This window comes from Hassallia byssoidea VB512170, assembly GCF_000817785.2.
GTDB lineage: Bacteria > Cyanobacteriota > Cyanobacteriia > Cyanobacteriales > Nostocaceae > Hassallia > Hassallia carrinoi.
Genome location: NZ_JTCM02000086.1, coordinates 1 through 22650 on the forward strand (window position 1 = coordinate 1; position 22650 = coordinate 22650).

The 22650-nt window shown below is 41.3% G+C and carries 22 protein-coding genes; 11 read left to right on the plus strand and 11 right to left on the minus strand.

Features of this window, described 5'->3' with window-relative positions; translation table 11 throughout:
- Nucleotides 1-196: 196 nt before the first annotated feature.
- From PI95_RS25855 to PI95_RS25870, 4 genes are all read right to left on the minus strand, one after another.
- Nucleotides 197-301, minus strand: a complete 105-nt coding sequence (locus PI95_RS25855; protein WP_163519197.1) for a photosystem II reaction center protein T — start codon at nt 299-301, stop codon at nt 197-199.
- Nucleotides 302-431: 130 nt separating this feature from the next.
- Complete coding sequence (gene psbB / locus PI95_RS25860) at nt 432-1985, minus strand: photosystem II chlorophyll-binding protein CP47 (protein ID WP_039737231.1); 1554 nt, start codon at nt 1983-1985, stop codon at nt 432-434.
- 351 nt (nt 1986-2336) lie between these two features.
- The gene (locus tag PI95_RS25865) at nt 2337-2480 is read right to left on the minus strand and encodes a hypothetical protein (protein ID WP_163519198.1); all 144 of its coding nucleotides are present in this window, start codon (nt 2478-2480) and stop codon (nt 2337-2339) included.
- A 57-nt stretch (nt 2481-2537) separates the two neighbouring features.
- On the minus strand, nt 2538-2861 hold the full coding sequence (locus PI95_RS25870; protein ID WP_039737230.1) for a hypothetical protein: 324 nt from the start codon (nt 2859-2861) through the stop codon (nt 2538-2540).
- A gap of 622 nt (nt 2862-3483) precedes the next feature.
- Here PI95_RS25870 and PI95_RS25875 point away from each other — a divergent pair.
- The 8 genes from PI95_RS25875 (at nt 3484) to PI95_RS36965 (ending at nt 15164) form a co-directional block, all read left to right on the plus strand.
- Nucleotides 3484-5130, plus strand: a complete 1647-nt coding sequence (locus PI95_RS25875; RefSeq protein ID WP_039738201.1) for an ABC transporter substrate-binding protein — start codon at nt 3484-3486, stop codon at nt 5128-5130.
- A gap of 189 nt (nt 5131-5319) precedes the next feature.
- Entirely contained in the window at nt 5320-6345 is a 1026-nt protein-coding gene (locus tag PI95_RS25880) for an ABC transporter permease (RefSeq protein WP_039737229.1), read from the plus strand.
- A gap of 531 nt (nt 6346-6876) precedes the next feature.
- Nucleotides 6877-8190 (plus strand): nSTAND1 domain-containing NTPase, encoded by a 1314-nt coding sequence (locus PI95_RS25885; RefSeq protein WP_039737228.1) that lies wholly within the window; start codon nt 6877-6879, stop codon nt 8188-8190.
- Nucleotides 8187-11006 carry an AAA family ATPase gene (locus PI95_RS25890; RefSeq protein WP_039737227.1) on the plus strand — a complete coding sequence of 940 codons (2820 nt, stop codon included), beginning with the start codon at nt 8187-8189 and terminating at the stop codon, nt 11004-11006. Before PI95_RS25885 ends, PI95_RS25890 begins: the two co-directional genes overlap by 4 nt.
- 54 nt (nt 11007-11060) lie before the next feature.
- Nucleotides 11061-13544: a metallophosphoesterase family protein gene (locus PI95_RS25895; protein WP_039737226.1), complete on the plus strand. Its 2484-nt coding sequence runs from the start codon at nt 11061-11063 to the stop codon at nt 13542-13544.
- 362 nt (nt 13545-13906) lie between these two features.
- The gene (locus PI95_RS25900; protein ID WP_039737225.1) at nt 13907-14302 is read left to right on the plus strand and encodes a VOC family protein; all 396 of its coding nucleotides are present in this window, start codon (nt 13907-13909) and stop codon (nt 14300-14302) included.
- Nucleotides 14303-14322: 20 nt separating this feature from the next.
- A complete protein-coding gene (locus tag PI95_RS25905) occupies nt 14323-15036 on the plus strand; it encodes an SDR family oxidoreductase (RefSeq protein ID WP_039737224.1) in 714 nt (237 codons plus the stop codon).
- Nucleotides 15030-15164, plus strand: a complete 135-nt coding sequence (locus PI95_RS36965; RefSeq protein ID WP_268896823.1) for a hypothetical protein — start codon at nt 15030-15032, stop codon at nt 15162-15164. The genes PI95_RS25905 and PI95_RS36965 overlap by 7 nt, the downstream gene beginning before the upstream one ends.
- A gap of 222 nt (nt 15165-15386) precedes the next feature.
- Here the strand turns inward: PI95_RS36965 and PI95_RS25910 are convergent, their stop codons facing one another.
- Nucleotides 15387-16205 (minus strand): alpha/beta fold hydrolase, encoded by an 819-nt coding sequence (locus PI95_RS25910; protein ID WP_039737223.1) that lies wholly within the window; start codon nt 16203-16205, stop codon nt 15387-15389.
- A 37-nt stretch (nt 16206-16242) separates the two neighbouring features.
- On the opposite strand from PI95_RS25910, the gene PI95_RS36970 reads away from it, so the two are divergent.
- Entirely contained in the window at nt 16243-16365 is a 123-nt protein-coding gene (locus PI95_RS36970) for a hypothetical protein (RefSeq protein WP_268896824.1), read from the plus strand.
- Between the two features lie 26 nt (nt 16366-16391).
- Here the strand turns inward: PI95_RS36970 and PI95_RS25915 are convergent, their stop codons facing one another.
- The gene (locus tag PI95_RS25915; RefSeq protein WP_039737222.1) at nt 16392-16886 is read right to left on the minus strand and encodes an NUDIX domain-containing protein; all 495 of its coding nucleotides are present in this window, start codon (nt 16884-16886) and stop codon (nt 16392-16394) included.
- Between the two features lie 603 nt (nt 16887-17489).
- On the opposite strand from PI95_RS25915, the gene PI95_RS37725 reads away from it, so the two are divergent.
- The gene (locus tag PI95_RS37725; RefSeq protein WP_507236766.1) at nt 17490-17657 is read left to right on the plus strand and encodes an Asl3888 family RNA-binding protein; all 168 of its coding nucleotides are present in this window, start codon (nt 17490-17492) and stop codon (nt 17655-17657) included.
- Between the two features lie 226 nt (nt 17658-17883).
- On the opposite strand, the gene argH is transcribed toward PI95_RS37725, so the two are convergent.
- The 4 genes from argH to PI95_RS25940 all read right to left on the minus strand — a co-directional run bounded on the left by argH (nt 17884) and on the right by PI95_RS25940 (nt 21009).
- Nucleotides 17884-19272, minus strand: a complete 1389-nt coding sequence (gene argH / locus PI95_RS25925; RefSeq protein ID WP_039737221.1) for an argininosuccinate lyase — start codon at nt 19270-19272, stop codon at nt 17884-17886.
- A gap of 176 nt (nt 19273-19448) precedes the next feature.
- A complete protein-coding gene (locus tag PI95_RS25930; RefSeq protein WP_039738200.1) occupies nt 19449-19634 on the minus strand; it encodes a hypothetical protein in 186 nt (61 codons plus the stop codon).
- 401 nt (nt 19635-20035) lie between these two features.
- Nucleotides 20036-20680 (minus strand): tRNA (adenosine(37)-N6)-threonylcarbamoyltransferase complex dimerization subunit type 1 TsaB, encoded by a 645-nt coding sequence (gene tsaB, locus PI95_RS25935; RefSeq protein WP_039737220.1) that lies wholly within the window; start codon nt 20678-20680, stop codon nt 20036-20038.
- A gap of 80 nt (nt 20681-20760) precedes the next feature.
- Nucleotides 20761-21009, minus strand: coding sequence for a Ycf34 family protein (locus PI95_RS25940; protein WP_039737219.1), 249 nt, complete (start codon nt 21007-21009; stop codon nt 20761-20763).
- Nucleotides 21010-21096: 87 nt separating this feature from the next.
- Between PI95_RS25940 and PI95_RS25945 the strand changes: the two genes are divergently transcribed.
- Nucleotides 21097-22338: a tRNA nucleotidyltransferase/poly(A) polymerase-related protein gene (locus PI95_RS25945; protein WP_039737218.1), complete on the plus strand. Its 1242-nt coding sequence runs from the start codon at nt 21097-21099 to the stop codon at nt 22336-22338.
- Between the two features lie 126 nt (nt 22339-22464).
- Here the strand turns inward: PI95_RS25945 and PI95_RS25950 are convergent, their stop codons facing one another.
- Nucleotides 22465-22650, minus strand: coding sequence for a type II toxin-antitoxin system HicB family antitoxin (locus tag PI95_RS25950; protein WP_039737217.1), 186 nt, complete (start codon nt 22648-22650; stop codon nt 22465-22467).

A 22650-nucleotide genomic window follows, 5' to 3' on the forward strand; every position in this document is an offset into this window, starting at 1 on the left:
GACACTCCCTATCCAGCCTTCTTCTGAGTGACTCGCGAGTGTGTTTGCTCCTTTTAATACAAGGCTGGATAGGGAGTGTCCGGTTTTAGTGTAGGGGTGACAAATAACGTCAAAAAATATCCGTTGCAACCATTTGGTAGCAACGGATAAAAGGCTTGTATTTTCTGGTTAAAAGTCTAATAGCAGAGAAAATCTACTATTCGTCTTTCTTTTCGATGCGGGGAGGTTCGCGAAATGCGATCGCAAAGAAAAGAACTCCTATTGCCAAGGTCAAAATCAAAATGTATGCAATGCTTTCCATATCACAACTTCCTACCTATCCAGCCAGTCCAGTAATGATAGTCTACCAAGATACAGTCTATAAAGGATGAAGTACGAAGATTTACAAACTTCTTCTTTTTTATACTTCATCCTTCATCTTTCATCCTTTATTAAGCTTCCTTGCGGCGGGTTGACTTGTCACCCACTTTCTGGAATAGACCCCACTCAACTTGTTCTTCGAGGTCGGCGTCAACACCAGCAAACACATCTCGGTAGATTGTCCGAGAACCGTGCCAGATGTGACCAAAGAAGAACAAAAGAGCAAATACAGCATGAGCGAAGGTAAACCAACCTCTGGGACTGGTACGGAAGACTCCATCGGGTTTAGCGATCGCTAAATCGCCAAACCTGGTGCTTTGGTCTCCGTCAAACTGAAATGGTTCACCCAACTGTGCTAGACGAGCGTACTTCTTCACATCAGCTGGATCTTTAAAGCTTTGTCCATTCAACTCACCACCGTAGAAGCTAGCAGTCACACCAGCTTGCTCAAAGCTATACTTTGATTCTGCCCGACGGAAAGGAATATCCGCACGGACAATACCATCAGCATCGGTCAAGATGACTGGGAAGGTTTCAAAGAAGTTCGGCAGACGACGCACTTCTAATTCCCGACCTTCCCTGTCTTTGAAGACTGGATGACCCAACCAAGATAAAGCAATACCATTGGTTTTATTCATCGGTCCGACGCGGAACAAACCACCTTTAGCGGGGCTGTTGCCTACGTAGTCGTAGAATGCCAGTTTTTCAGGAATTCGTGACCAAGCTGCCTCCAGACTTGCGCCATCGGCAACGTCAGCTTGTACGCGCCGATTAATTTCTTGTTTGAAGAAATCTTGATCCCATTGATAACGGGTCGGACCATACAGTTCAATTGGGGTAGTCGCGCTACCGTACCACATAGTACCGGCAACGACGAAGGCGGCAAAGAATACTGCGGCAATACTGCTAGAAAGTACAGTTTCGATGTTCCCCATCCGCAAAGCTTTGTAAAGCCGTTCGGGGGGTCGTACTGTCAGGTGGAATAAGCCAGCAATAATACCAACCACCCCAGCAGCAATGTGGTGAGCCACTACGCCACCAGGGTTATACGGGTTAAACCCAGCCGGTCCCCACTCTGGCGCTACTGCTTGAACGTGACCGGTTAAGCCGTAGGCATCAGAAATCCACATCCCCGGTCCAAATAGCCCGGTGAGGTGAAAAGCACCAAAACCAAAACAAAGTAAACCAGATAAGAACAGGTGAATGCCAAACATCTTTGGCAAATCGAGAGCGGGTTCACCAGTGCGGGGGTCTTGGAAGAGTTCCAAATCCCAGTAAACCCAGTGCCAAACGGCGGCTAAGAATAATAGACCAGAAAGAACGATGTGAGCGGCGGCTACACCTTCAAATGACCAGAAACCAGGATCGTAACCTGGCTGACCTGTGACGTTCCAGCCACCCCAAGAGCCAATTACGCCTAAGCGTGACATGAAGGGTATTACATACATCCCTTGACGCCACATCGGGTTGAGTACGGGATCGCTGGGGTCAAAAATAGCTAGTTCGTATAAAGCCATCGAACCAGCCCAGCCTGCCACTAGGGCTGTGTGCATCAAGTGTACAGATATCAATCGCCCCGGATCGTTCAGAACGACTGTATGTACTCGGTACCAGGGTAGTCCCATTGACTACGCTCCTCCTCGATGAATTATGTTTACAAGCAAGTTTCGGTTTTTTGTTATTGCCACCAAATTTTCCAGGTTGCCTTAAAAGTCAGACAATGTGAATAATTTGGCAATGCTCACACCAAGAAGGGAATCTTACCCAGGAGGGTAGCGATCGCCCGAAAACACCGCAACTGAATTTTATTTTATAAAATCCACTTTTTGTTCCGGAAGAACAAGACAAACGTTTTTTAGGCGTTTGGGCGGTTGAAAGTGCTTTGCTATTGCAAGCGCAAAAATGAGAATATTTTAAAAAGTGTAACTATTGATGGACTTGTTTGCAAGCGGGTAAGTGAATGCGATCGCGTAGCATTACGGATAGAGTGGGGAATAGGGAATGGGGAATGGGGAATGGGGAGAGGGGGAGAGGGGGAGAGTGGGGGATGGGGGGAAAGAAGAATTATTCTTTTTGTCTCCAAGTCTCCAAGTCTCCAAGTCCCCTTGTCCCCCTGTCAAGAAAGTCCCCCTGTCCCCTTGTCCCCTTGTCCCCCTGTCTCCAAGTCTCCCAGTCCCTTACCTCACAACCAAATCGATATTTTGCAGATGGCACCTCGTTTCGGCGCTACCTAGACGCTCGATTACTTGCTCGGCACTCATTAGACGCTTCAGCACTACTTGACCGATGGGGGCTACTTGTTGGGGTGCTGTTGGCTTGACTTCGACGGTTAAAACGGCTTCTTCGGCTCGGTAAAGCCATAACAATTCATTTTGTTCTACTAGACAAATATTCATTTGCTGAATATCTGGTTGGCGTCGCCATGCGGTTATCTGCCATAATCCCTCAGATGCCCAAACTCTGCCAACTGTCCATCCCTCTGATAGAAAGAAATACTTCACGCTCGTAAGTCCCGCTATTAGACTATCAATTTGCTGTTTACAATATCGCGATCGCGTTTCTTAATTATGTATCTACATGCAGTTTCTCAATAAAGCTATGCAAAAATTTCATTTCCCTCAGCTTCAACTACGGTCAAAGCTTAACAATTCTCAAAAGAGCGGAAATATGATTTTTTGACTAACTTTGTTATAAATTGTAATTTTTATTTAAAAAAAGTTTGAAGCGAACTGAAAATATCAAAATATATATTTTTGTTAAATTTTTGTGTCAACGATGGCTAAGTTGCAGTCGGTATATTGCGAAGCTTTAAATACAAGCTGAAAAATTAAATAAAGAATTCAGCCACACATATAGTAAAATAGCTCACCGCTAATATCAAAAATTTTAATGTTATGACCTAGACAATTTTAGATTTTATATTTTGGAGCCAAGGATTAAAGAGAAAATCCGCCCTTGAATGCGCTTTGTACGCTCGTTACCACAGCGATAACTTTTCGCAAAATCTAAAAAAGGTTTAAAGCACGATTATTTATGAAAGAAAAAGAAACTTTCTTTATGTCAAGCCCATGCATTCTATACATGAGGTTAATCCAAAATCGTAAATCCAAAATCCAAAATCGGTTGACCTGGTTTTCCTTGTCACTAAAGCCGTGGGGTGGAATTACCAAATTCCTTTGTTTGTTTTGTTTATGTTTATTGTTGATTGTTAGTTGCGGTAATCCCCAACAGACAGGGACTTCACCACCTGATGTGAATACTACAGGCAATAGTCGGATTACTGTAGGTACAACGCAGAAGCCACGTACTCTCGATCCGGCTGATGCTTATGAGTTAGCATCGCTGGGTTTAGTGTATAACATGAGCGATCGCCTCTACACCTACGAACCAGGAAGCACGGAAATTAAGCCTCAATTGGCTACAGCATTACCGCAAATTAGTCAAGATGGTTTAACTTACACGATTCCCCTGCGTCAAAAAGTAGTTTTTCACGATGGAACTCCTTTTAACGCAGAAGCAATGGCATTTAGTCTCAAGCGTTTTCTCCAAAATAAGGGAAAACCCTCTTTCTTGCTGGCAGATGTGGTGCAATCAGTAAAAGCTACCGGAGATTATGAGTTAACCATCAAACTGAAAAAGCCTTTTGCAGCGTTTCCCTCACTATTAGCATTTTCTGGAGTTTGTCCTGTTTCCCCTAAAGTTTACGAAATTGGTGAAGGTAAATTTAAGCCGAATATTTTTGTCGGAACCGGTCCTTACAAATTAGCGAATTTTGGTCCCGATTCGGTGCAATTTGATGTTTTTGATAAGTATTGGGGAGAAAAGCCAGCTAATAACGGTATTAAATTACAAATTCTCAGCAGTGGAGTGAATTTGTATAATGCTTTCCGGAAAAAGTCTGTAGATGTAGCTTACCTGTCGATGGACCCGGATCAAGTTCGCAGTTTGAAAGATAAAGCAAAAAACGGCGATTGGCAAGCTATTCCGATTCAGGGTAGCGTTATGAGTTATATGGCTTTGAATCAAAATCAAAAGCCTTTAGATAATCCAGTTGTCAGACAAGCGATCGCTTCCATGATTGACCGATCGCAAATTAAAGAGCGAGTTTGGTATGGTCAAGCTGACGCAGCTTACAGCATGATACCGACAACTTTAAATGTTTACAAGCCAGTCTTTGAAAAGCAATATGGAGATGGCAATACCGAAAAGGCTAAACAACTACTAACATCAGCTGGTTTCTCAAAAAGCAATCCAGCAAAGGTAGAAATTTGGTATCCTTCTAGTTCTCCTCCTCGCAGTTTGGCAGCTATAGTACTCAAAGCTTTAGCTAAGAAAACAATGGACGGAATTTTGCAATTTGAAGTGATTGCTGTAGATTCCACAACATTTTTTCAACAAATTCCTAAAGGTATATATCCAGCAATTTTACTCGATTGGTATCCTGACTTTTTAGATGCAGACAATTACATTCAACCGTTTCTCTCTTGCGATAAGGGTTCAACAGCGAAAGGATGTCTTGATGGTGGGAGTCAGTCTCAAGGGTCATTTTACTATAGCGATCGCATGAATAAACTCATTGACCAGCAGCGGCAAGAGCAAAATCCCGAAGTTCGTCAAAAAATATTTACAGAAATTCAAGAACTAGTAGCAAAAGATGTGCCTTTCGTTCCTTTATGGCAAAGTAAAGACTTTGTTTTTGCTCAAAAAGGTATGAGTGGTGTGCAATTAGATCCTACCCAAAATCTGATATACAAGATAATCAAAAAGTAGTTATTAGTCCAGAGTCAAAAGTCAAAAGTCCAAAATCCAAAGTCAAAAGTCTAAAGTCTATTGACCCTTGACTATTGACCCTTGACTGTTGACCCTTGACTGTTGACCCTTGACCATTGACCATTGACTATTGACCCTTGACCATTGACCATTGACCATTGACTATTGACCCTTGACTATTGACTAATTATGTCTCGTTCCAAAGCAATAACATATTACATAACTTCGCGTCTGCTGTTAGCACCACTTCAACTATTAACTATTATCACAATTGTGTTTCTTTTATTAAGAGCAACACCAGGAGATCCAGCGGATGCAATTCTTGGTGGACGCGCACCAGAAAGCGCTAAAGCAGAGTTGCGAAAACAATTAGGTTTAAATTTGCCTATAGGGTTACAATATCTCAACTATGTGGGAAACTTACTGCATTTGGATATGGGAAATTCTATCAGCAGTAGGGGACAGAAAGTTTGGGATATTATTTGGCAATTCTTTCCAGCAACAGCAGAATTAGCGGTATTTAGTATTGCGATCGCTTTAATTGTCGGTATTACTGTCGGAACTATTTCTGCTTCTCGTCCCGGTACACCTCTTGACGTTGGAGGACGATTATTTGGTATTATCACTTATTCACTTCCCATGTTTTGGGTAGGAATGATTTTGCAATTAATTTTCGCAGTTCAACTTGATTGGTTGCCGTTGGGAACACGTTTCCCGGCAACTGTTCCTGCACCCAATCATATCACTGGTTTATATACAATAGATAGTTTATTTGGTGGCAATTTAAATCAGTTTTTTACGACTTTGTATTATCTGATTCTTCCGAGTTTTACCTTAGGAATTTTGCTGAGTGGAATTTTTGAGCGGATTGTGCGAGTTAATTTAAAGCAAACCATGAAAGCAGATTATGTAGAAGCTGCTAGAGCAAGAGGTATTCCGGAGAAAAAGATTTTAGTCTCTCACGCTTTAAAAAATGCTTTAATTCCAGTAATTACAGTTTTAGGATTAACTTTTGCTTCTTTGCTAGGTGGAGCAATTTTGACTGAGGTAACATTTTCTTGGCCCGGATTAGCAAATCGATTGTATCAAGCGATTACCGAACGCGATTATCCTACAGTACAGGGAATCATGGTCTTTTTTGGAGCGATAGTTGTGGGTGCAAGCATTTTGATTGATATTTTAAATGCATATATAGACCCACGGATTAGATATTAGGAAATAATTTCGCTTCATCCCCCCTAGTCATCTGTTGTCAAAGATGTAGAGACGACGATTTATCGCGTCTCTACATAAGCGAAGGATTTTAACGGCTGAAGCCGTTACTACCTTAATGTTATAAGTAAAAATAAAGCCGTATCAAATACAACTTAAGCTGTGGTTATCAATGCTGAAGCTGTCGTTACCACAGCTTCAAGTTATATAAGTAAAATTAAAGCCGTATTTAAAACAGCTTAAGCTGTGGTTATCGATGGAGAAGCTGTAGTTATAAACGCACAAGCTGTATTAACCACAACTTAAGCTGTGGTTATCAATGCACAAGCTGTGGTTATAAATAGTTGAAAATTACTAAGGGTTGAAAAGAGCGATCGCACATCCTCTAAACTTAAATTAAACACACACATACCAAAATCTTTCTCTTCTCTCTGCGCTCTCTGCGCCTCTGCGGTTCGTTAAACAGTATATTGTTCACAACCTCAAATCCCTGTACTTGGTATACTAATTCCTAATTAAACCTTCATACAATGCGTGGATAACAGTGATATTCCTGTAAAAATCCTGTTTTTAGCAGCCGATCCGAGTGACGAACGTCGGTTGCGTTTATTGCAAGAATTGCGAGATATTCGCGAACGGCTGCAACTATCCAAACAGAGAGATAGATTTATATTAGAATCCCGTGAATCGGTTCGCATCCGGGACATAACACAGGCAATATTCGATGTCGATCCGCAAATAGTGCATTTCTCCGGACATGGAACAAGCACAGGGGAGCTTTATTTTGAGAGTTTAACAGGAAAATCGCAGCTTGTACAAGCCGATGCTTTAGCAAATTTATTTGAACTGGTAGCAGAGAAAATCGATTGTGTAGTCTTGAACGCTTGTTATTCTGAGATTCAAGCGAAAGCGATCGCACAACATATTAGATTTGTAATTGGGATGAATCAAGCGATTGGAGATAAAGGAGCGATCGCTTTTTCGGTTGGATTTTATAAAGCATTAGCCGCAAACCGTTCAATTGAAGAGGCTTATCAGTTTGGCTGTGTAGAAATTCAACTATATAATCTTCCAGAGCATCTCAAACCAGTTATTTATATAAATCCCTCCCCAAAGCCGAGAGTTAAAGAAATAATTCCTAATCCCTTCGTTCCCCAAAATGGCAGAGTAGAACAGCCGCAACAATTCTTTGGACGACAGCGAGAAATCCAAAGAGTATTTGAGGTCTTAAATAGTGGTAGTAGTGTAGCTTTGATAGGAAAGAAGGGTATTGGCAAGTCCTCACTACTATCGGCAATTTGCCAACAAGCAGAAAGTTGCCTGCAAACGCCGCGTCAGGTAGTCTTTTTAGACTTAAATGTTATTCATAATGAAGATGACTTCTACAGTGCTTTGTGCCATGAAATCAGTATCCCCGAAAGTAAAGGTTATACACTAAAGCGTAATTTGCAAAATCGTAGAGTGCTACTAGCTACAGACAATGTAGGCAATATGGCATCAAAAGGGTTTTCTCGCCAAGTATTTGACCACCTGCGCGGTTTAGCTGAGGGAAGAGATGCTTCCTTGCGGCTGATTCTTGCTGCTCGTGAATCATTGGATCGCCTGTTTAATGATAGTGACGATCAAAGTAAGACATCACCACTTGCAGGTATTTGCCAAGAGGAAAACATAAATCCTTGGGATGAAAATACTGCCCGTGCTTTTATTGCATCTCGTCTGGTTATGACTTCTGTAAATTTTACTGAGAAGGAAATAAGCCGGATATTGCAAGAAAGTGGGGGTCATCCCCAACGACTGATGCAGCAGTGCTATCAAACTTATGCCCGCTATATGGAGGGTATGCAATGACAGAACACAGTTCTGTACCTCGATTAGACTTAGCTCCCAAATTGAGGCGACCATTATCGCTATGGAAACCCTTAGATTATTTGCGGTTGTTGTATTGGGTTTTTTTCTTTCCCCAGGCTTTGCAGTGGTATGTAGATACTTTCGGTAACGGAAATCAGTTGATTGTTGAAAGAGAAAAAAACTGGCATCGGCGCGAAGGATGGGAGTGGTTGTTTTATCATCCCGTAGAGCTTCGGTTTATTCTACAAGCATTGGTATTAATACTGGTTACACCTTTCCTTGTAGGTGTAATTTTTCAGAAGATGGGTGTTCCCTTAAATTGGTCTTTCGTAATCATAGGCGTGGTGATAGGTGTGTTTCGCTTTGTGTTTAACAAAGTCGGCATCATACACGGGATGCATTACTTTAGTAATTCAGAAAGTGCCAAAGTAAGTTGGCTTGCGCCTTTCATCGGATTCAGCATCATGTCCAGCTTGGGTTCTAGTGTAGCTTTAGCATTAGTAGTTAATGACATTGATTATCTCAAGACCAATATTCTCACCAACGTAAAGAATATTATCAGCATCATAAAAGTTGGTGTGGTCTTTGGTATCGCCTTTGGTCTTACACAAGGTTGGGTTAAAAGCCTAAAGCTTGAGGGTAGAAAAAATAAAGTCTATAAATCGAATTGGGTATGGAAAATAGTAAGTTTTTTGCTACGCCGTGTGGTGTATATAAGCTTATTCCTACTGGTAATTGGTGGATCTTTTGGGCAGGAAACTCTAGGGTTAATAGCATGTACTTTTTTAATAGCTTTTGTAGTAAAGGAAATATTTTCACAACGACTAGAGGATTGGCTTTTTGCTATCCTCTCCACAAAGCTGATATCTGGCAACAGACGCTGGCAAATTCCTCATGTAACCCCAATCTCGCTTCCTTACCTATCTTCTCAGTTGACAAATTGGCTGCTTCGAGATTGGGAAATAGGTCTCCACAACCTCAATCAAGTGCGAAACTACAGTCTTCAGTTTATTCCCGTTACCCAAGCTCTAAGTAGAGCGCTTACCGAAACTCCACCAGAGCAAGTTATATTCCGCGTCGCGCAACTGACATCAAATCAACTAGAGGAACTCCGTTACATTTGGGAGCCTGCAATCAAGTCATATCGGCACATTAAATTTGATACGCCTGTTCATGCTGTCTGGTATAGTTTCTGGGAACTGCACAAAATTGATTATTATTATGCTTCAGAGTACAAAGATAGAGGATGTCTCCAAGGAGCAAGTAGGGCTTTTTTTGTAGTACGTTCTCTCCCATACGGTGAAGAAATGTTTACTTTAACTCAGACCCTTGAAGCTTTTCTTGACGCTGAGGAATTGGCAACTATTGCTATGCAGCAAATGCCTGTTGTCCCCAAAGAATCTCTACTCTGTCTCGCTACTTGGGAAGCTCTCGCTTGTCTTGATCGAGTTATTAAGGATGCTCGCATTGTCCAGCGCAGTAGATATGTTGCAGCCAAATCTATTGCTCTCAACCGAGCTTTGGAAGAGTTAAAAAACCTGCCAAATAAAACTCACGATTTGCCTCCAGCAGAGCAGGCAATTCTAACAATAATAAGGTTAATTGCTAGTAATTGGGCACGATCTCTACAAGGAGTAGCCAACAAGTTAGAGGAAATTTCCATCACTAAGCCTGTACGTAATCCCTACGTTGTTGGCAACCCAGTTGAGGGCAACCACTTTGTTGGGCGAGAAGATGTTATCAGACAGCTAGAAGAATTCTGGGTGATGGGTCATCAACTCCAGTCTGTAGTTCTTTACGGTCACAGACGTATGGGCAAAACCTCAATTCTGCTTAACGTCGATAACCGTTTAGGGTCGGGAGTACACGTAGCCTATATTAATCTGCTGGTTTTGGGGGATAGTCCCCAAGGAGTTGGGGAAGTGCTAATGGCTATTAGTGATGTAATTTCCGAGGCGGTAAATCTTCCACCTCCCGCCGATGCAGATTTGCTCAACCTTCCTTATCGTACTTTTGAACGCTATTTAAAACAGGTTGTAGAGACTTTACATCTAAAATCTCTACACGGGCTTATCATTGCCTTAGACGAGTTCGAGAAAATCGAGGAACTGATTGAGATAGGAAAAATTCCCCAGGATTTTTTGGGTTTTCTACGAGGATTGGTGCAAATGAGTTCCAAAGTTGCCTTTGCTTTTGCAGGTTTGCACACTTTGGAGGAGATGACAGCAGATTACTTCCAACCCTTCTTCGCCAGCGTTATCCCCATCCACATTGGGTTTATGGAACGCACAGCTACTGGGCAAATTTTAACTAACCCAACGATATCTTCGCCTAGTTTTGGGGAGATTGAGGGGGATGAAGATTTCCCTCTTGACTACACCGCAGAAGCCGTAAATAAAATCTATGATCTCACCCACGGGCAGCCCTATCTAATACAACTTGTGGGTTTTCAACTGGTTCGCCGTTTCAACGAACAATTTTTTGAGATGGAACGCTACCGCGAGCCAGTTTTCACGGTAGAAGATGTGGAAGCAATTATTAATGACTCTGAATTTTTCAAGCGGGGACGCTACTATTTTGATGGTGTTTGGGGTCAAGCGGTGCGCGGTGCGGTTGGACAACATGATATACTCAGGATACTTGCACCTCACCCCCAAGGCTTAACTCTCAATGCCTTACTTCAATCTACAGACATGGATGAGGCAACTTTGCAAGAAGCCTTGAAAACTCTCACGCGCCATGATGTAGTTAAAGAAATTGATGGATGCTGGCGAATTATTGTAGAACTTTTTCGCCTTTGGCTTCTACAAACGTGACTTTTTTCTTCGAGAAAAATATACTCGAAATATATCGTTGATGCCAGAAGTCTCATGACATGGACACCTTTAAGGGATAGGTTGAATAACCTGCCACTCGTTCTCGCTGGACCAATTCTGAGACGCACTGAAGCAAATGCAGTAACTGTGTGGATAGCTTTGAAAGAAAGCCGCACTGTTTATTTAGCAGTCTTTGATACTACCAAAAAATTATTACTTACAGGAAACCGGAAAACAATTCAACTTGGTATTCATTTGCATGTTGTCGCTGTCACTGCGAAAGCAGAATCAAATGTGCTTTCATCCGGTGAAAATTATCTCTACAATTTAGCATTTGACCCAGGAGAAACACTGAATAAACCGGGTATTTTAAATTCATCAGGCTCAGTTGAAGATATTACATATCCTCCGTATAACTTACCTTCTTTCGCGCTTCCACCAACTAATTTAAATCATTTACGCATCATTCACGGTTCTTGTCGCAAAGCACACGGCGAAAGTATTGACGCGCTAGCGACGTTAGACAAAATGATTAAAGAAGCGTTAATACAAGACCCAAAAAAGCGACCGCATCAACTTTTCTTGACTGGCGATCAAATTTATGCTGATGATGTGGCAGATGCTTTACTTTTCATGTTAATTGATGCCAGTCAGACGCTTTTAGGATGGTCTGAGGTGTTACCAGATGTGGAAAATATTCAAGAGTTAAATCCAGGAAAGCGCAATAAGTTAGCAACACATATTGCTGGTTTGACAAGCAGTCTTACTAAACTTAATAAAATTTCCGATATTGCAAAAAGCCATTTATTTACATTCGGCGAATTTTCTGCAATGTATTTATTTGCCTGGTGTGATGCGCTGTGGACTAAACCTGAAGATTTACCAACATTTGCAGATGTTAACTTGAATGCACCAGGAAAACGAAAAGATATAGCTTTATTTAATGAAGAAGTTGGTTATTTACAACAATTTAAAATAACGCTGAAGGAAATTAGACGCGCTTTAGCGAATATTCCGACTTACATGATATTTGACGATCATGAAATTACCGATGATTGGTATTTGAATATGGCTTGGTGCGATCGCGTCCTCACTAAACCCCTAGGCAGGCGTGTTCTACAAAATGGTATGCTAGCCTATGCTGTATTTCAAGCCTGGGGAAATACACCAGACCAATTTACAGAAGGTCAACCTGGAGATGCATTGCTTAAAGCTGCTGCTGCATGGTCAGCATCAAAAGGTGAAAATATAGAGTATGAAAAAGAAATCGCTTATCGCCTTGCTTTACCGACTGTTGCAGATATTATAAACAACAACCCTAGAGGAATACCTCACACTGATAATAATATAAAATGGCACTACACAGTAACTAGTCCAGGTTATGAAGTCATAGTACTTGACACTCGCACTTGGCGCGAATTTCCCGGAAAAGATTTTGATTTTCCGGCACTTTTGGGTGCTAAAGGTTGCGATGAGCAAATATCAAAAGTAGTTCGTCATCCTAATACAAAAGTGACTTTTTTGATATCCCCTGGTCCAGTTATTGGTGTACCTTTTTTAGAAGAAATACAAAAGACTGTTAAAAGTGTATCTCAGCAACTGGGTACTGTAGCTTGGGGTTTTGATCCAGAAGCTTGGAGTTTAGATGATGCTGCATTTGAAAGGTTATTTGCATCTTTAACATTACGCGCATTACCAACACAGAAAAGTAGAGTAATTATCTTATCTGGTGATGTTCATTACAGTTTTGCCGCTCGTTTGCAATATTCTGCAACACGTCCATTTGAAAGTTTAGAAAAAGTTGATACTGAACTTGTAGTTGCTCAATTTACTAGCAGTTCTTTAAAAAACGAAGTTAAGGGAATCGGTGGCAGCCATTCTTTGCATACTAAAGGTTTTTTACCTATAGAATTTATTAAAAATTTACCAACTTCTAAGATTATCGCTTGGGAAAATAAAGGTGGTAAAGAATTAGAAATTGGTATTTCATATACGATGATGGATAATACGGTTCAATCTTTTCCTTGGAGAGTTAAAGGTAGTCCTGCTGTCATTAATTTACTTAAAGAGCGCATTTGGCATACAGCATTAAAAATTACAGAAAAACCGGAATGGTTATATAGAATTGATTTTTTGTTAGCTAAAGAAGAAAAATTCACTCAGCCACCCGGTTCACGTTTTGTTCAACCGATATCTATAATAGCTCCTTTGCCTGGACAAGCACGCAAGGAGTTTTTAGAGAAATATTTAGCGATCGCCAAAAACGATCGCGATTTTCGCGGCAAATGGGGACACGGTAAACAAATTGTCGGAGTTAATAATATTGGTGAAATTACTTTTGAATTGATTGATGGCAAAGAAATAGCTGTGCAAACTCTTTGGTGGAGATTAGAAAGTTGGGAAAAAGACAAGCTTTTAGAACCTTTCCCCTTAACTAGATGTGAAGTATCTTTGCTTTTTGATGACAAAGATTACCCAATGGCTGATATTTTGAAGGAAAGATTCACTCTCGAAAATTTCTTTAAAGAACCGTTTTGATTAGTTGCCTAAATAGTAGCTTTGCAGCTTAAAGTCGCTTTTCACCGCAATGAAATGCGGTAATTTTCCATGAAGAAAGTAATTTCTTATACATATTTAATTCAGAATACAAATTGACTTGGATTGTAAAGCCAGTCTGGGTATAACTTAATCTCTCTTGTCGAGATGTATAAAAGGTTGGACACATGATTAGTTTACTGGTGTCAACGCATCTGTAATATTTATTAACAAAAAACTATGTTAACTCATACTCATATCGACTATGATTTATCTAAGATAAAAAACTCCAGTCTGCAAAGCCTTGTTACAGGTTGGCATCTGGGAACGAGATACGGAAAATTACAACATAAAAGGAACACAAAATGAACTTTACTCGTTTTGAACACATTAACCTTGCTTGCAAAGATATTGACGCAACCAAAAAGTTTTACCAAACCCTCTTTCCGGATTGGTATGTGCGCGTTGAAGGTGTATTTGACGGTAGTCGCTGGATGCATTTTGGCAACGATCAATTTTATCTTGCCCTCAACGATTATCCTGAGTTAAAGCATGTGCATACGGCTTATGAAAATATCGGTATCAATCATGTAGGCTTTACGATTAAAGATGGGGAAGCGATGAAAAAACTGCTTGAAACTGAAGGCATCGAGTATTATACAATGACTGCACCAGAAACGAAGCACAGAATTTACGTTAACGATCCTGATGGGAATGAGATTGAGTTAGTTGAATATAACTCAGAGTACGCATTGAGGTAATTTTAGTTAGGAAGAAGTTAATGAGTACAACAAATAAAGTTGCTGTAGTTACTGGTGGAAATCGCGGTTTGGGATTTGAAGCTTCTCGTCAGTTAGCTAAACTTCAGTATCAGGTAGTTCTCACCAGTCGAGATGAAGCAAAAGGTAAAGCTGCGGCTGATAAGTTACAAGCTGAGAATTTGGATGTGACATTTCATCCTCTTGATGTGACTAGTGATGAAAGTAGTCAAAAATTAGCTGAATTTATTTCTCAGCAGTTTGGAAAGCTTGATGTTTTAGTGAACAACGCGGGTATATATATTGATGAAGCTGGTAATAACAGTGTTTTGTATGCCAAAATTGACACTGTGCAGCAAACGATGGAAACGAATGTTTACGGTGTTTTGCGAGTGACTCAAGCGTTAATTCCGTTGATGAAGAAACAGAATTATGGACGCATAGTTAATGTTTCTTCGGGGATGGGACAACTTCATGATATGGGTGGTGGTTACACCGGATATCGCCTTTCTAAAGCTGCTTTGAATGCCTTAACGCGGATTTTTGCAAGCGAATTACAAGGGACAAATATCTTAGTTAATTCTGTTTGCCCTGGTTGGGTAAAAACCGATATGGGTGGAGCAAATGCAACTAGAACTCCAGAACAAGGAGTTAATACAATTGTCTGGCTGGCGACTCATGCAGATGGAGGTGCGACGGGTGGATTTTTCCGGGATAGAAAACCAATTGATTGGTAATAGTTAGTGGTTATTGGTTAGTTGTTAGTGGGCATGGGGCATTGGGCATGGGGCATGGGGCATGGGGCATGGGGCATGGAAAGAATCGTATTTATTCACCCAAGGAGCGCATCACCGAACTTCTTTAATTCCCAATTCCCAATTCCCAAGACCGCACTGCCTCCCCCATGACGGCAGGTGCAGATAGCGCGGGGAACCCGCGCAACGCACTGCCTCCCCAATGCCCACTAACTACTAACTACTCTCTTTTTGATGCATAGTAGCGAGTATTCTTACTCGATTACTAAACAATTGCTGATTTTTCATTGCCAATTAAACTTTGCAAATATTGCAGAATTAAATATCTATATTTAATAACTTAACTCCTGACTTTTGATAAATTCTCGAATATATCCAGCGACAATACCAGCGCAAGATTCTGGTAAGTCGCTTTTACCATGAGCAATTATTTTTAACTCAGATGAAGGAATTTGACTGTAAACTTTACTCATGGCTAAACTGTGTGGTGTATCTTCTGCACCTTGCAAAATCAAAACTGGGATTTCTAAAGTATATAATCGGTCGTGTAAGAATTCGGCATTAATTTCTGGCTGCTGACGTTGAAATAATATTTTGCAAGCTGTGGGATATTTCACCAGTGTTTGATAAAGCTGCCAATCTTGTTCAATTTCTTTATCCCAGCCTAACATTTTAGTTATGGGGCGAAGTAATCGCAATAATTTAAATATAAAAGGCGATCGCTTTACTAATTGCCGCATTTTCTGCAAACGCTTTTCTTGTCCTTCTATTTCCACACCTTCTGGTGCTAACAATACTAAACCACTAACTTGCTGTGAATATTTTAATGCATAACTAGCAGCAATCCAGCCTCCGAGAGAATGTCCGACTAAATAAACTTTTTCCAGCTTTAAAGCATGGGTAAATTCAGCAAGAGATTCTAAGAGTAAATCAATTGAGTAATGAACATTAGGATAATCTGACTCACCGAAACCGAATAAATCTGGTGCAAAGCAATGGTAATTTGAAAGCGATTCCATCACCGATAACCATTCACAGCTATCATTCCAAGCACCATGTAAGAAAATTATAGAAGTTCCTTCCCCAAGTTCACGCCAAAATAACAACCCTTGAGAAAGTTTTCTCCGGGAGTTACGAAACAGATTATTCATTTTAATTTAGTAGTTAGTAGATAGTGGTTAGTGGGGCATGGGGCATGGGGCATGGGGCATGGAAAGAATCGTATTTATTCACCCAAGGAGCGCATCACCGAACTTCTTTAATTCCCAATTCCCAATGCCCAATGCCCAATGCCCAATGCCCAACACCTAACAACCAACAAGCTGACAATTATACTTTTACGCTAATGTTGTCAAGCCCTGCAAGTAATCTTGCAACTGTCGGTTGTGATCGTGGGACATTTCCCCTGGTGGAAGAGAGTTGAGAGGAAATGCTTGGATTTCCATTGCTTCCAAGGTATCCTGAATCTCCATAATTCCCTGAACTTCTGCTTCAACGACAATACAAATCGAATGAATTCTGGGATCGCGATCTGGTGCGGAGTAAACTCCTACCAAACGCCGAATTTTCACCAAATCAAGCCCAGTTTCCTCCATCAACTCGCGCTGGACTGTATTCGGAATATCTTCTCCCCAGTCCACCATCCCTCCAGGCAATGCCCAGCGACCATTGTCACGCCGCCGGATTAGCACAATCCTACCATCCGGTAAAATGGGGATGATACTGGTGCCAGTGATGGGATGACGAAAGAGGATACCCAGTACGGCTTGTCCAAAGCGCCATAAGCTACGTGTGGACTGGACAGTTGCAGCAAAAAAAGCAAAAACGTTCAATCTTCCAATGTCTGTGTTGTACTGTAGAACTCGCCACCACTAACATCCGTTCAACTACGAAAATATTGAATTTTGTGTTATGTCAGGATGCTCGTAGTTTAAGGTTTTATTCTCACGATTACCGCAGAACATATCAATTTTAGCATTTGCGGAAACTAAAACTACATATATACATAATCATTATGAGCTAATAATTTTTTGGTTTTTAGCTAATATTACCTTGTTGAAAGTGGCAATAAATACTTGCTGAAAAATCTAAATTGCTTAAATCTCTACTGGAAATAACGTTAATATTTTCAATTCTTGAAAATTTTTCTATGAAATTTTCTTAGAAAATAGTTTCTATATTTAAATATTTTGCTTTGAAATTGCCTATTCCACATCAAAATTGAGCAAGAAAATTACAAATATTAATTCATTGCTAATTAATAAAAAAAAAAGTCATAATTTTGATTGACATAAAAAACTTAAATGCGGTAGACTAGAACACTGTTTAAAGTGTATTGAGTGCTGAGTTAGACTAAGACTATATCAATAACGTTGGTCGTTGATATTGCCTAAGTTATTTCTGGCTTCAGTTTGTTGTTTATTAATGAGGTGAACATGGCGAAGCGCCGCAACCCCAAAAAAGAAAAGGCGCTACGGAACCAGGCATATGCCCGAAAGTTTCGTAAACGAACTACTACAGGACGAATGCAGAGAAGATTCCAACAAAGACCGCCGAAGAGTGAAGAGGATGAGGGCGCAGCTTCAATGGATGCTGCTGAATAAAGAATGTTGCTCAAATGCTTGTTGAGCTTTTCTTTTAGCTTAGATTCCATAATGCTCCTACCCTTAGCCGATCGCTAGGGGTAGAGATTAAATAGGTAATACGATAATCATACATACCGCTTTGGGACGGCATAGCGTGGATTTAAGTCCTTAAAAGCCAAGGATGTTATGTAGTCTCATAATCCGTCAATTGAAAGGGCGTATATTATTTATACGCCCTTATTTATTATTTAACAGTTATTTGAGTGCGGGCGGCTTGAAGGGCTTTGCTTACTTGTTCAAAGCCTGTACCACCGTAGCTGTTGCGGGCTGCAACAACTTGACGGGGGGCGATCGCTTCATAAATATCTGCCTCAAACGCTGGATGCAATTGTTGCCATTCTGATAAACTCAAATCTTTTAAAAGTTTACCTGCGGCAATACTGGTTTTCACCACTTTACCCACGAGATTGTAAGCTTCTCGGAAAGGAACACCCCGCGCCGCTAGATAATCTGCTACATCGGTAGCATTTGAAAAGTCCTCCGCTACAGCTTCCCCCAAGCGTTGAGTGCGAAATTCTAAACCTTCGTGCAGCAAAATCGTCATCGCTTCTAAACAAGCTTTAACTGTTTTGACACTATCAAATAAACCTTCTTTATCTTCTTGCAAGTCTTTGTTGTACGCCAAGGGCAGCCCCTTCATTATCACCAACATTGCTTGCAGATGACCGAATACGCGCCCAGTTTTCCCCCGCACCAATTCTGGAACATCGGGGTTTTTCTTTTGCGGCATAATGCTGGAACCCGTAGCACAGCTATCTTTCAGGGTGACAAAGCGAAATTCTTCCGATGACCAAAGAATAACCTCTTCCGAAAGACGGCTGAGGTGAACCATAATCAAGCTAGCAGCACAAAGAAATTCAATCGCAAAATCGCGATCGCTTACTCCATCCAAGCTATTAGCATAAACTTCGTCAAATTGCAATAGTTCGGCGGTGTAATGTCGGTCAATCGGGAAAGTAGTTCCCGCCAAAGCACCACACCCTAAAGGCGAAATATTTACCCGACGATAAACATCTCCCAAGCGTTCCCAGTCGCGCTGTGCCATTTGAAAGTATGCTAAGAGGTGATGAGCTAAACTTAGAGGCTGGGCGCGTTGTAGGTGCGTGTAACCTGGGATCAAAGTTTCAATATGGTTGTCGGCTATATCTAATAAGACAGTTTGAAATTCTCGCAGGCAAGAGCGGATGTGTTGAATTTGGTCGCGCAGATAAAGTCTGGTATCAGTACCAACTTGGTCATTACGCGATCGCGCTGTATGCAGCTTTTTCCCGACATCACCAACAATTTCCGTCAATCGCTTTTCCACGGCAAAGTGTACATCTTCCGCGTCAATACCTGGGTGAAATTTGCCGGACAGATATTCCTGACGAATTTGTTCTAAACCTGAAACCAGAAGACTTCCTTCTTCTGGAGAAATTATACCAGTGTGAGCCAGCATTTTCGCATGAGCTTGAGAGCCAGTGATATCGTATTCGATTAATTCAATGTCAAAACTTATACTTGCGTTCAAACGAGCGATCGCCGGATGTAACGCTGATTCAAATCGCTGACTCCAAGTTGGTTCTTTAGTCATATATATCAGGGGAGTGGGGAGTGGGGAGTGGGGAGTGGGGGAGAGGGGGAGAAGGGGGGATGGGGGGAGAGGGAGAGGGGGAGAAAGAATTATTCTCATTGTCACCTTGTCCTCCTTGTCTCCTTGTCTCCTTGTCTCCTTGTCTCCTTGTCCCCCACTCCCCACTCCCACAAATTTTAGCCGTAACTAGTTAGATTCCGGATCATATAGCCAATGACTAACCCAATCAACAGTGCCCACACTTGACCTGTTTGGATAAAGTGGTTAAAAGCTGTTTGCACTTGACCGATAAGATTAGCATCTCTAACGGTTTGAGCTAGCATCGTTGAATATACTGGTAAATGCCACACTAACTGATACATAGAATCTAAAGCGTTGTTCATACTTATTAATCAATCGGTTATTCGCTGCATTGTCAGTAGTTTGTTTTACTGACATTGACCACATGCTGAAATTATGTGGATAACTTTAATGTCATAACCTCAACATGCAGGTGATGTCCACTGATAAGCTGTTATACTTTCTGCCAAGTATTTCTGTCTCGTTACAAGGCAGAGCCTTGTAATGTAATTATGGAGGCTCTGCCTCCAAATTCTCTGGTTCTCTGGTTACAAGGCAGAGCCTTGTAATGTAATTATGGAGGCTCTACCTCGATATTTTACAGGAGGCAGAGCCTCCCGTAAAGCATTCCCAGTCTCCGACTGGGAACGAGTTGGACGAATGTCATAACCTCAAGATGCGGGTGATGTAAATAGGGTCTTTTTCATAAATCGACGGGATGCTGTCCATAATAAGGTAAAGCGTCTGACCAGTCGGGACGCTTGCCTTGTTGCCAGTCGAGATATGCGAGTTCCAACACGCTGGTTACTGTTGCTGCTAAGTTAGATTTGGCTTCGATTAATTGATAAGTTGTATTTGAAGCTAATTTTTCTTGCCACGCTTCTGGTGTAAATACGGTATCAGGCAACAAAGATATTAAACCAGAAGCATCAGGCATATGTTGATAAATAGCTGCAAAAACTTGACCTCGTTGTGCTGGCATTTGCACAGCAATCATAGTGTCGTTTTTATTTTTTTGGGAGTAGGCGATCGCTGCTAATGTGGAAATAGCAAACACGGGAATATTTAACTGTTGTCCTAATGTTCTGGCAGTTACAACTCCGATACGAGTACCAGTAAATCCTCCGGGTCCCTTGGCTACGGCAATAAACGCTAAATCTGCCCAAGTTTGCGGTTTAATAAAATTAATTAAATATTCATGCAACAAGCTAGATACGTTACGTTCTAAATTCCAAACGTCAGAACGTGTATCTTCTGCAAAGTTACTTATTGCCAAACCCAATTCGGGTGTGGTGGTATGTAGCGATAAACCGTATTTTGTTCGTTGGATTTCTAATTCAGTGGTCAAGCGATTTTAGATTTACGATATTCGTAGTGACGCAATTTATTGCGTCATTATAACGCAATAAATTGCGTTACTACGGTTTATCAAGTTGGCACCAATTCACCTGGACGCAACTTAGACCATTTACCGGTTTCTCGCTTAAAGCTGAGACAACCGACAACATCCCATTCCATTTCAATATAATCCTCTTTGGGACGGATGTTAACGTTGATAGAGGGTTCATTCGGTTCAAAATTTGGGGTTTCCGTCAGGTGAGGTTGTTCGTGCTGCGTTTCTACTGCGTTGTAGGTAATGCAGCGGTCTACATAGTGGCAGTTGACACAAATACACATAATAGAACCACGATACAAAGAGCTTTATTGTTAATCTAGCTTAAGCCAAATCGTAATTCATTAGTTGCTGGGTTGATTTTTATTACAATGTATAGTTCAAATTTTTCTAACTTATCTGATAATTATCCTTTTAGCCTGGAATTGTTGCCAAAAACAGCTTACATGGTAGGTGGTGCTGTGCGCGATCGCATTTTAGGAAGAAGTCGCGAGTATTTGGATCTGGATTTTGTTTTACCATGTGATGCGGTCAAGGTAGCGCGAAAAATCGCGAAGCATTACAAAGCTGGTTTTGTGTTACTCGATCCGCAAAGACAAATTGCCCGTGTGGTGTTTCCCCAAGCTACGGTTGATTTTGCCCAACAGTCGGGGGAATCTATAGAAACTGACTTGCATAGAAGGGATTTTACAGTAAATGCGATCGCCTACAATCCGCACACGCAAGAAATCATCGATCCTTTGCAAGGTTGTGCTGACTTAGAACGACGCATAATCAGGATGATATCACCTGCCAATCTGCAAGACGATCCTTTGCGGTTAATGCGAGCTTATCGCCAAGCGGCGCAACTTAATTTTACAATTGAGACAGATACTCAGATCGCAATTCGCTCTCTAGCTTCGCATATAACTGAAGTTGCCGCAGAACGAGTTCGGGTAGAAATCAATTATTTGCTTTTGAGTTCTCAAGGAACACCTTGGATAACTCGCGCTTGGGAGGATAATTTACTTACGCCTTTTTTTCAGTTCGCTACATCAGAAAGTTTCGCTAAACTAACAGCAGTTGACGATGCAGCGGTGAAACTAGCGGAAAATTGGCAGCAATTGAGCGTAAAACTGCAAGAGTATGTTAGGGATACTGTTAAAACTACTTGGTTGAGTATTGCCAAACTTGCTTGTCTTGTCAACCCTGACCCGGAAGTTGCGGAAATTGAATTACAAAAATTAACTTATAGTCGTGCGGAAATTAAAGGCGTAACCACTGCCCTGAAGCTGTTCCCGCAGTTAAAATTATCTCAGATGTCTTTGCGAGAACAGTATTTTTTCTTTCAAGAAGCCGGTTTTGTATTCCCGGCTACAGCAGTTTTAGCTGTGGGACATGATATCTTGGTAGAGGCGATCGCACCCTTGATCGACCGCTACCTTGACCCTGACGATCTGGTTTCTCATCCCACACCCTTATTGAGTGGGAAGGAACTAATTCTAGCATTACAGATTCCAGCTTCGCCACTATTAGGCAAACTATTGGCGGAAATCGCTGTAGCGCAAGTTGAAGGTAAAATTTCGACTTCAGCAGAAGCGATCGCTTTTGCGCGTCAGTTAGTTGAGGGTTAATTGTTATCATCTACAAGTTACTATTCTTGCTAAGTACAGCTTTTCGTAAAAACGAGCGCGTTTTTTTAACGCAAAGGGACGCAGAGTTAGCGCAGAGGGACGCAGAGTTTTTCTGAATTTAATTCGTTACGAATTTGTGCGTTGTTCTGCAAGTTCTCGATTCGATATTAAGATTAGTGCGATCGCTTCTGTGCAACTTTCCCTTGCTTCTTCGAGAGTTTTCTCTTGGACATTAGCACCAGGTAACTCTTGGATGTAGCCAATATACCAATCATCTACCTTTTCAAATACCGCAGTAAAAGAGTTTTCCAT

Excerpts from the sequence above, each read along its gene's own strand:
- psbB (WP_039737231.1), bottom strand. The coding sequence starts at position 1,985 with ATGGGACTACCCTGGTACCGAGTACATACAGTCGTTCTGAACGATCCG.
- PI95_RS25930 (WP_039738200.1), bottom strand. The coding sequence starts at position 19,634 with ATGTATCAGTTAGTGTGGCATTTACCAGTATATTCAACGATGCTAGCT.
- PI95_RS25905 (WP_039737224.1), top strand. The coding sequence starts at position 14,323 with ATGAGTACAACAAATAAAGTTGCTGTAGTTACTGGTGGAAATCGCGGT.
- PI95_RS37725 (WP_507236766.1), top strand. The coding sequence starts at position 17,490 with ATGGCGAAGCGCCGCAACCCCAAAAAAGAAAAGGCGCTACGGAACCAG.
- PI95_RS25880 (WP_039737229.1), top strand. The coding sequence starts at position 5,320 with ATGTCTCGTTCCAAAGCAATAACATATTACATAACTTCGCGTCTGCTG.
- PI95_RS25940 (WP_039737219.1), bottom strand. The coding sequence starts at position 21,009 with ATGTGTATTTGTGTCAACTGCCACTATGTAGACCGCTGCATTACCTAC.
- PI95_RS25890 (WP_039737227.1), top strand. The coding sequence starts at position 8,187 with ATGACAGAACACAGTTCTGTACCTCGATTAGACTTAGCTCCCAAATTG.
- PI95_RS25895 (WP_039737226.1), top strand. The coding sequence starts at position 11,061 with ATGACATGGACACCTTTAAGGGATAGGTTGAATAACCTGCCACTCGTT.
- PI95_RS25855 (WP_163519197.1), bottom strand. The coding sequence starts at position 301 with ATGGAAAGCATTGCATACATTTTGATTTTGACCTTGGCAATAGGAGTT.
- PI95_RS25945 (WP_039737218.1), top strand. The coding sequence starts at position 21,097 with ATGTATAGTTCAAATTTTTCTAACTTATCTGATAATTATCCTTTTAGC.
- PI95_RS25910 (WP_039737223.1), bottom strand. The coding sequence starts at position 16,205 with ATGAATAATCTGTTTCGTAACTCCCGGAGAAAACTTTCTCAAGGGTTG.
- argH (WP_039737221.1), bottom strand. The coding sequence starts at position 19,272 with ATGACTAAAGAACCAACTTGGAGTCAGCGATTTGAATCAGCGTTACAT.
- PI95_RS25950 (WP_039737217.1), bottom strand. The coding sequence starts at position 22,650 with ATGGAAAACTCTTTTACTGCGGTATTTGAAAAGGTAGATGATTGGTAT.
- PI95_RS25900 (WP_039737225.1), top strand. The coding sequence starts at position 13,907 with ATGAACTTTACTCGTTTTGAACACATTAACCTTGCTTGCAAAGATATT.
- PI95_RS36970 (WP_268896824.1), top strand. The coding sequence starts at position 16,243 with ATGGGGCATGGGGCATGGGGCATGGAAAGAATCGTATTTATTCACCCA.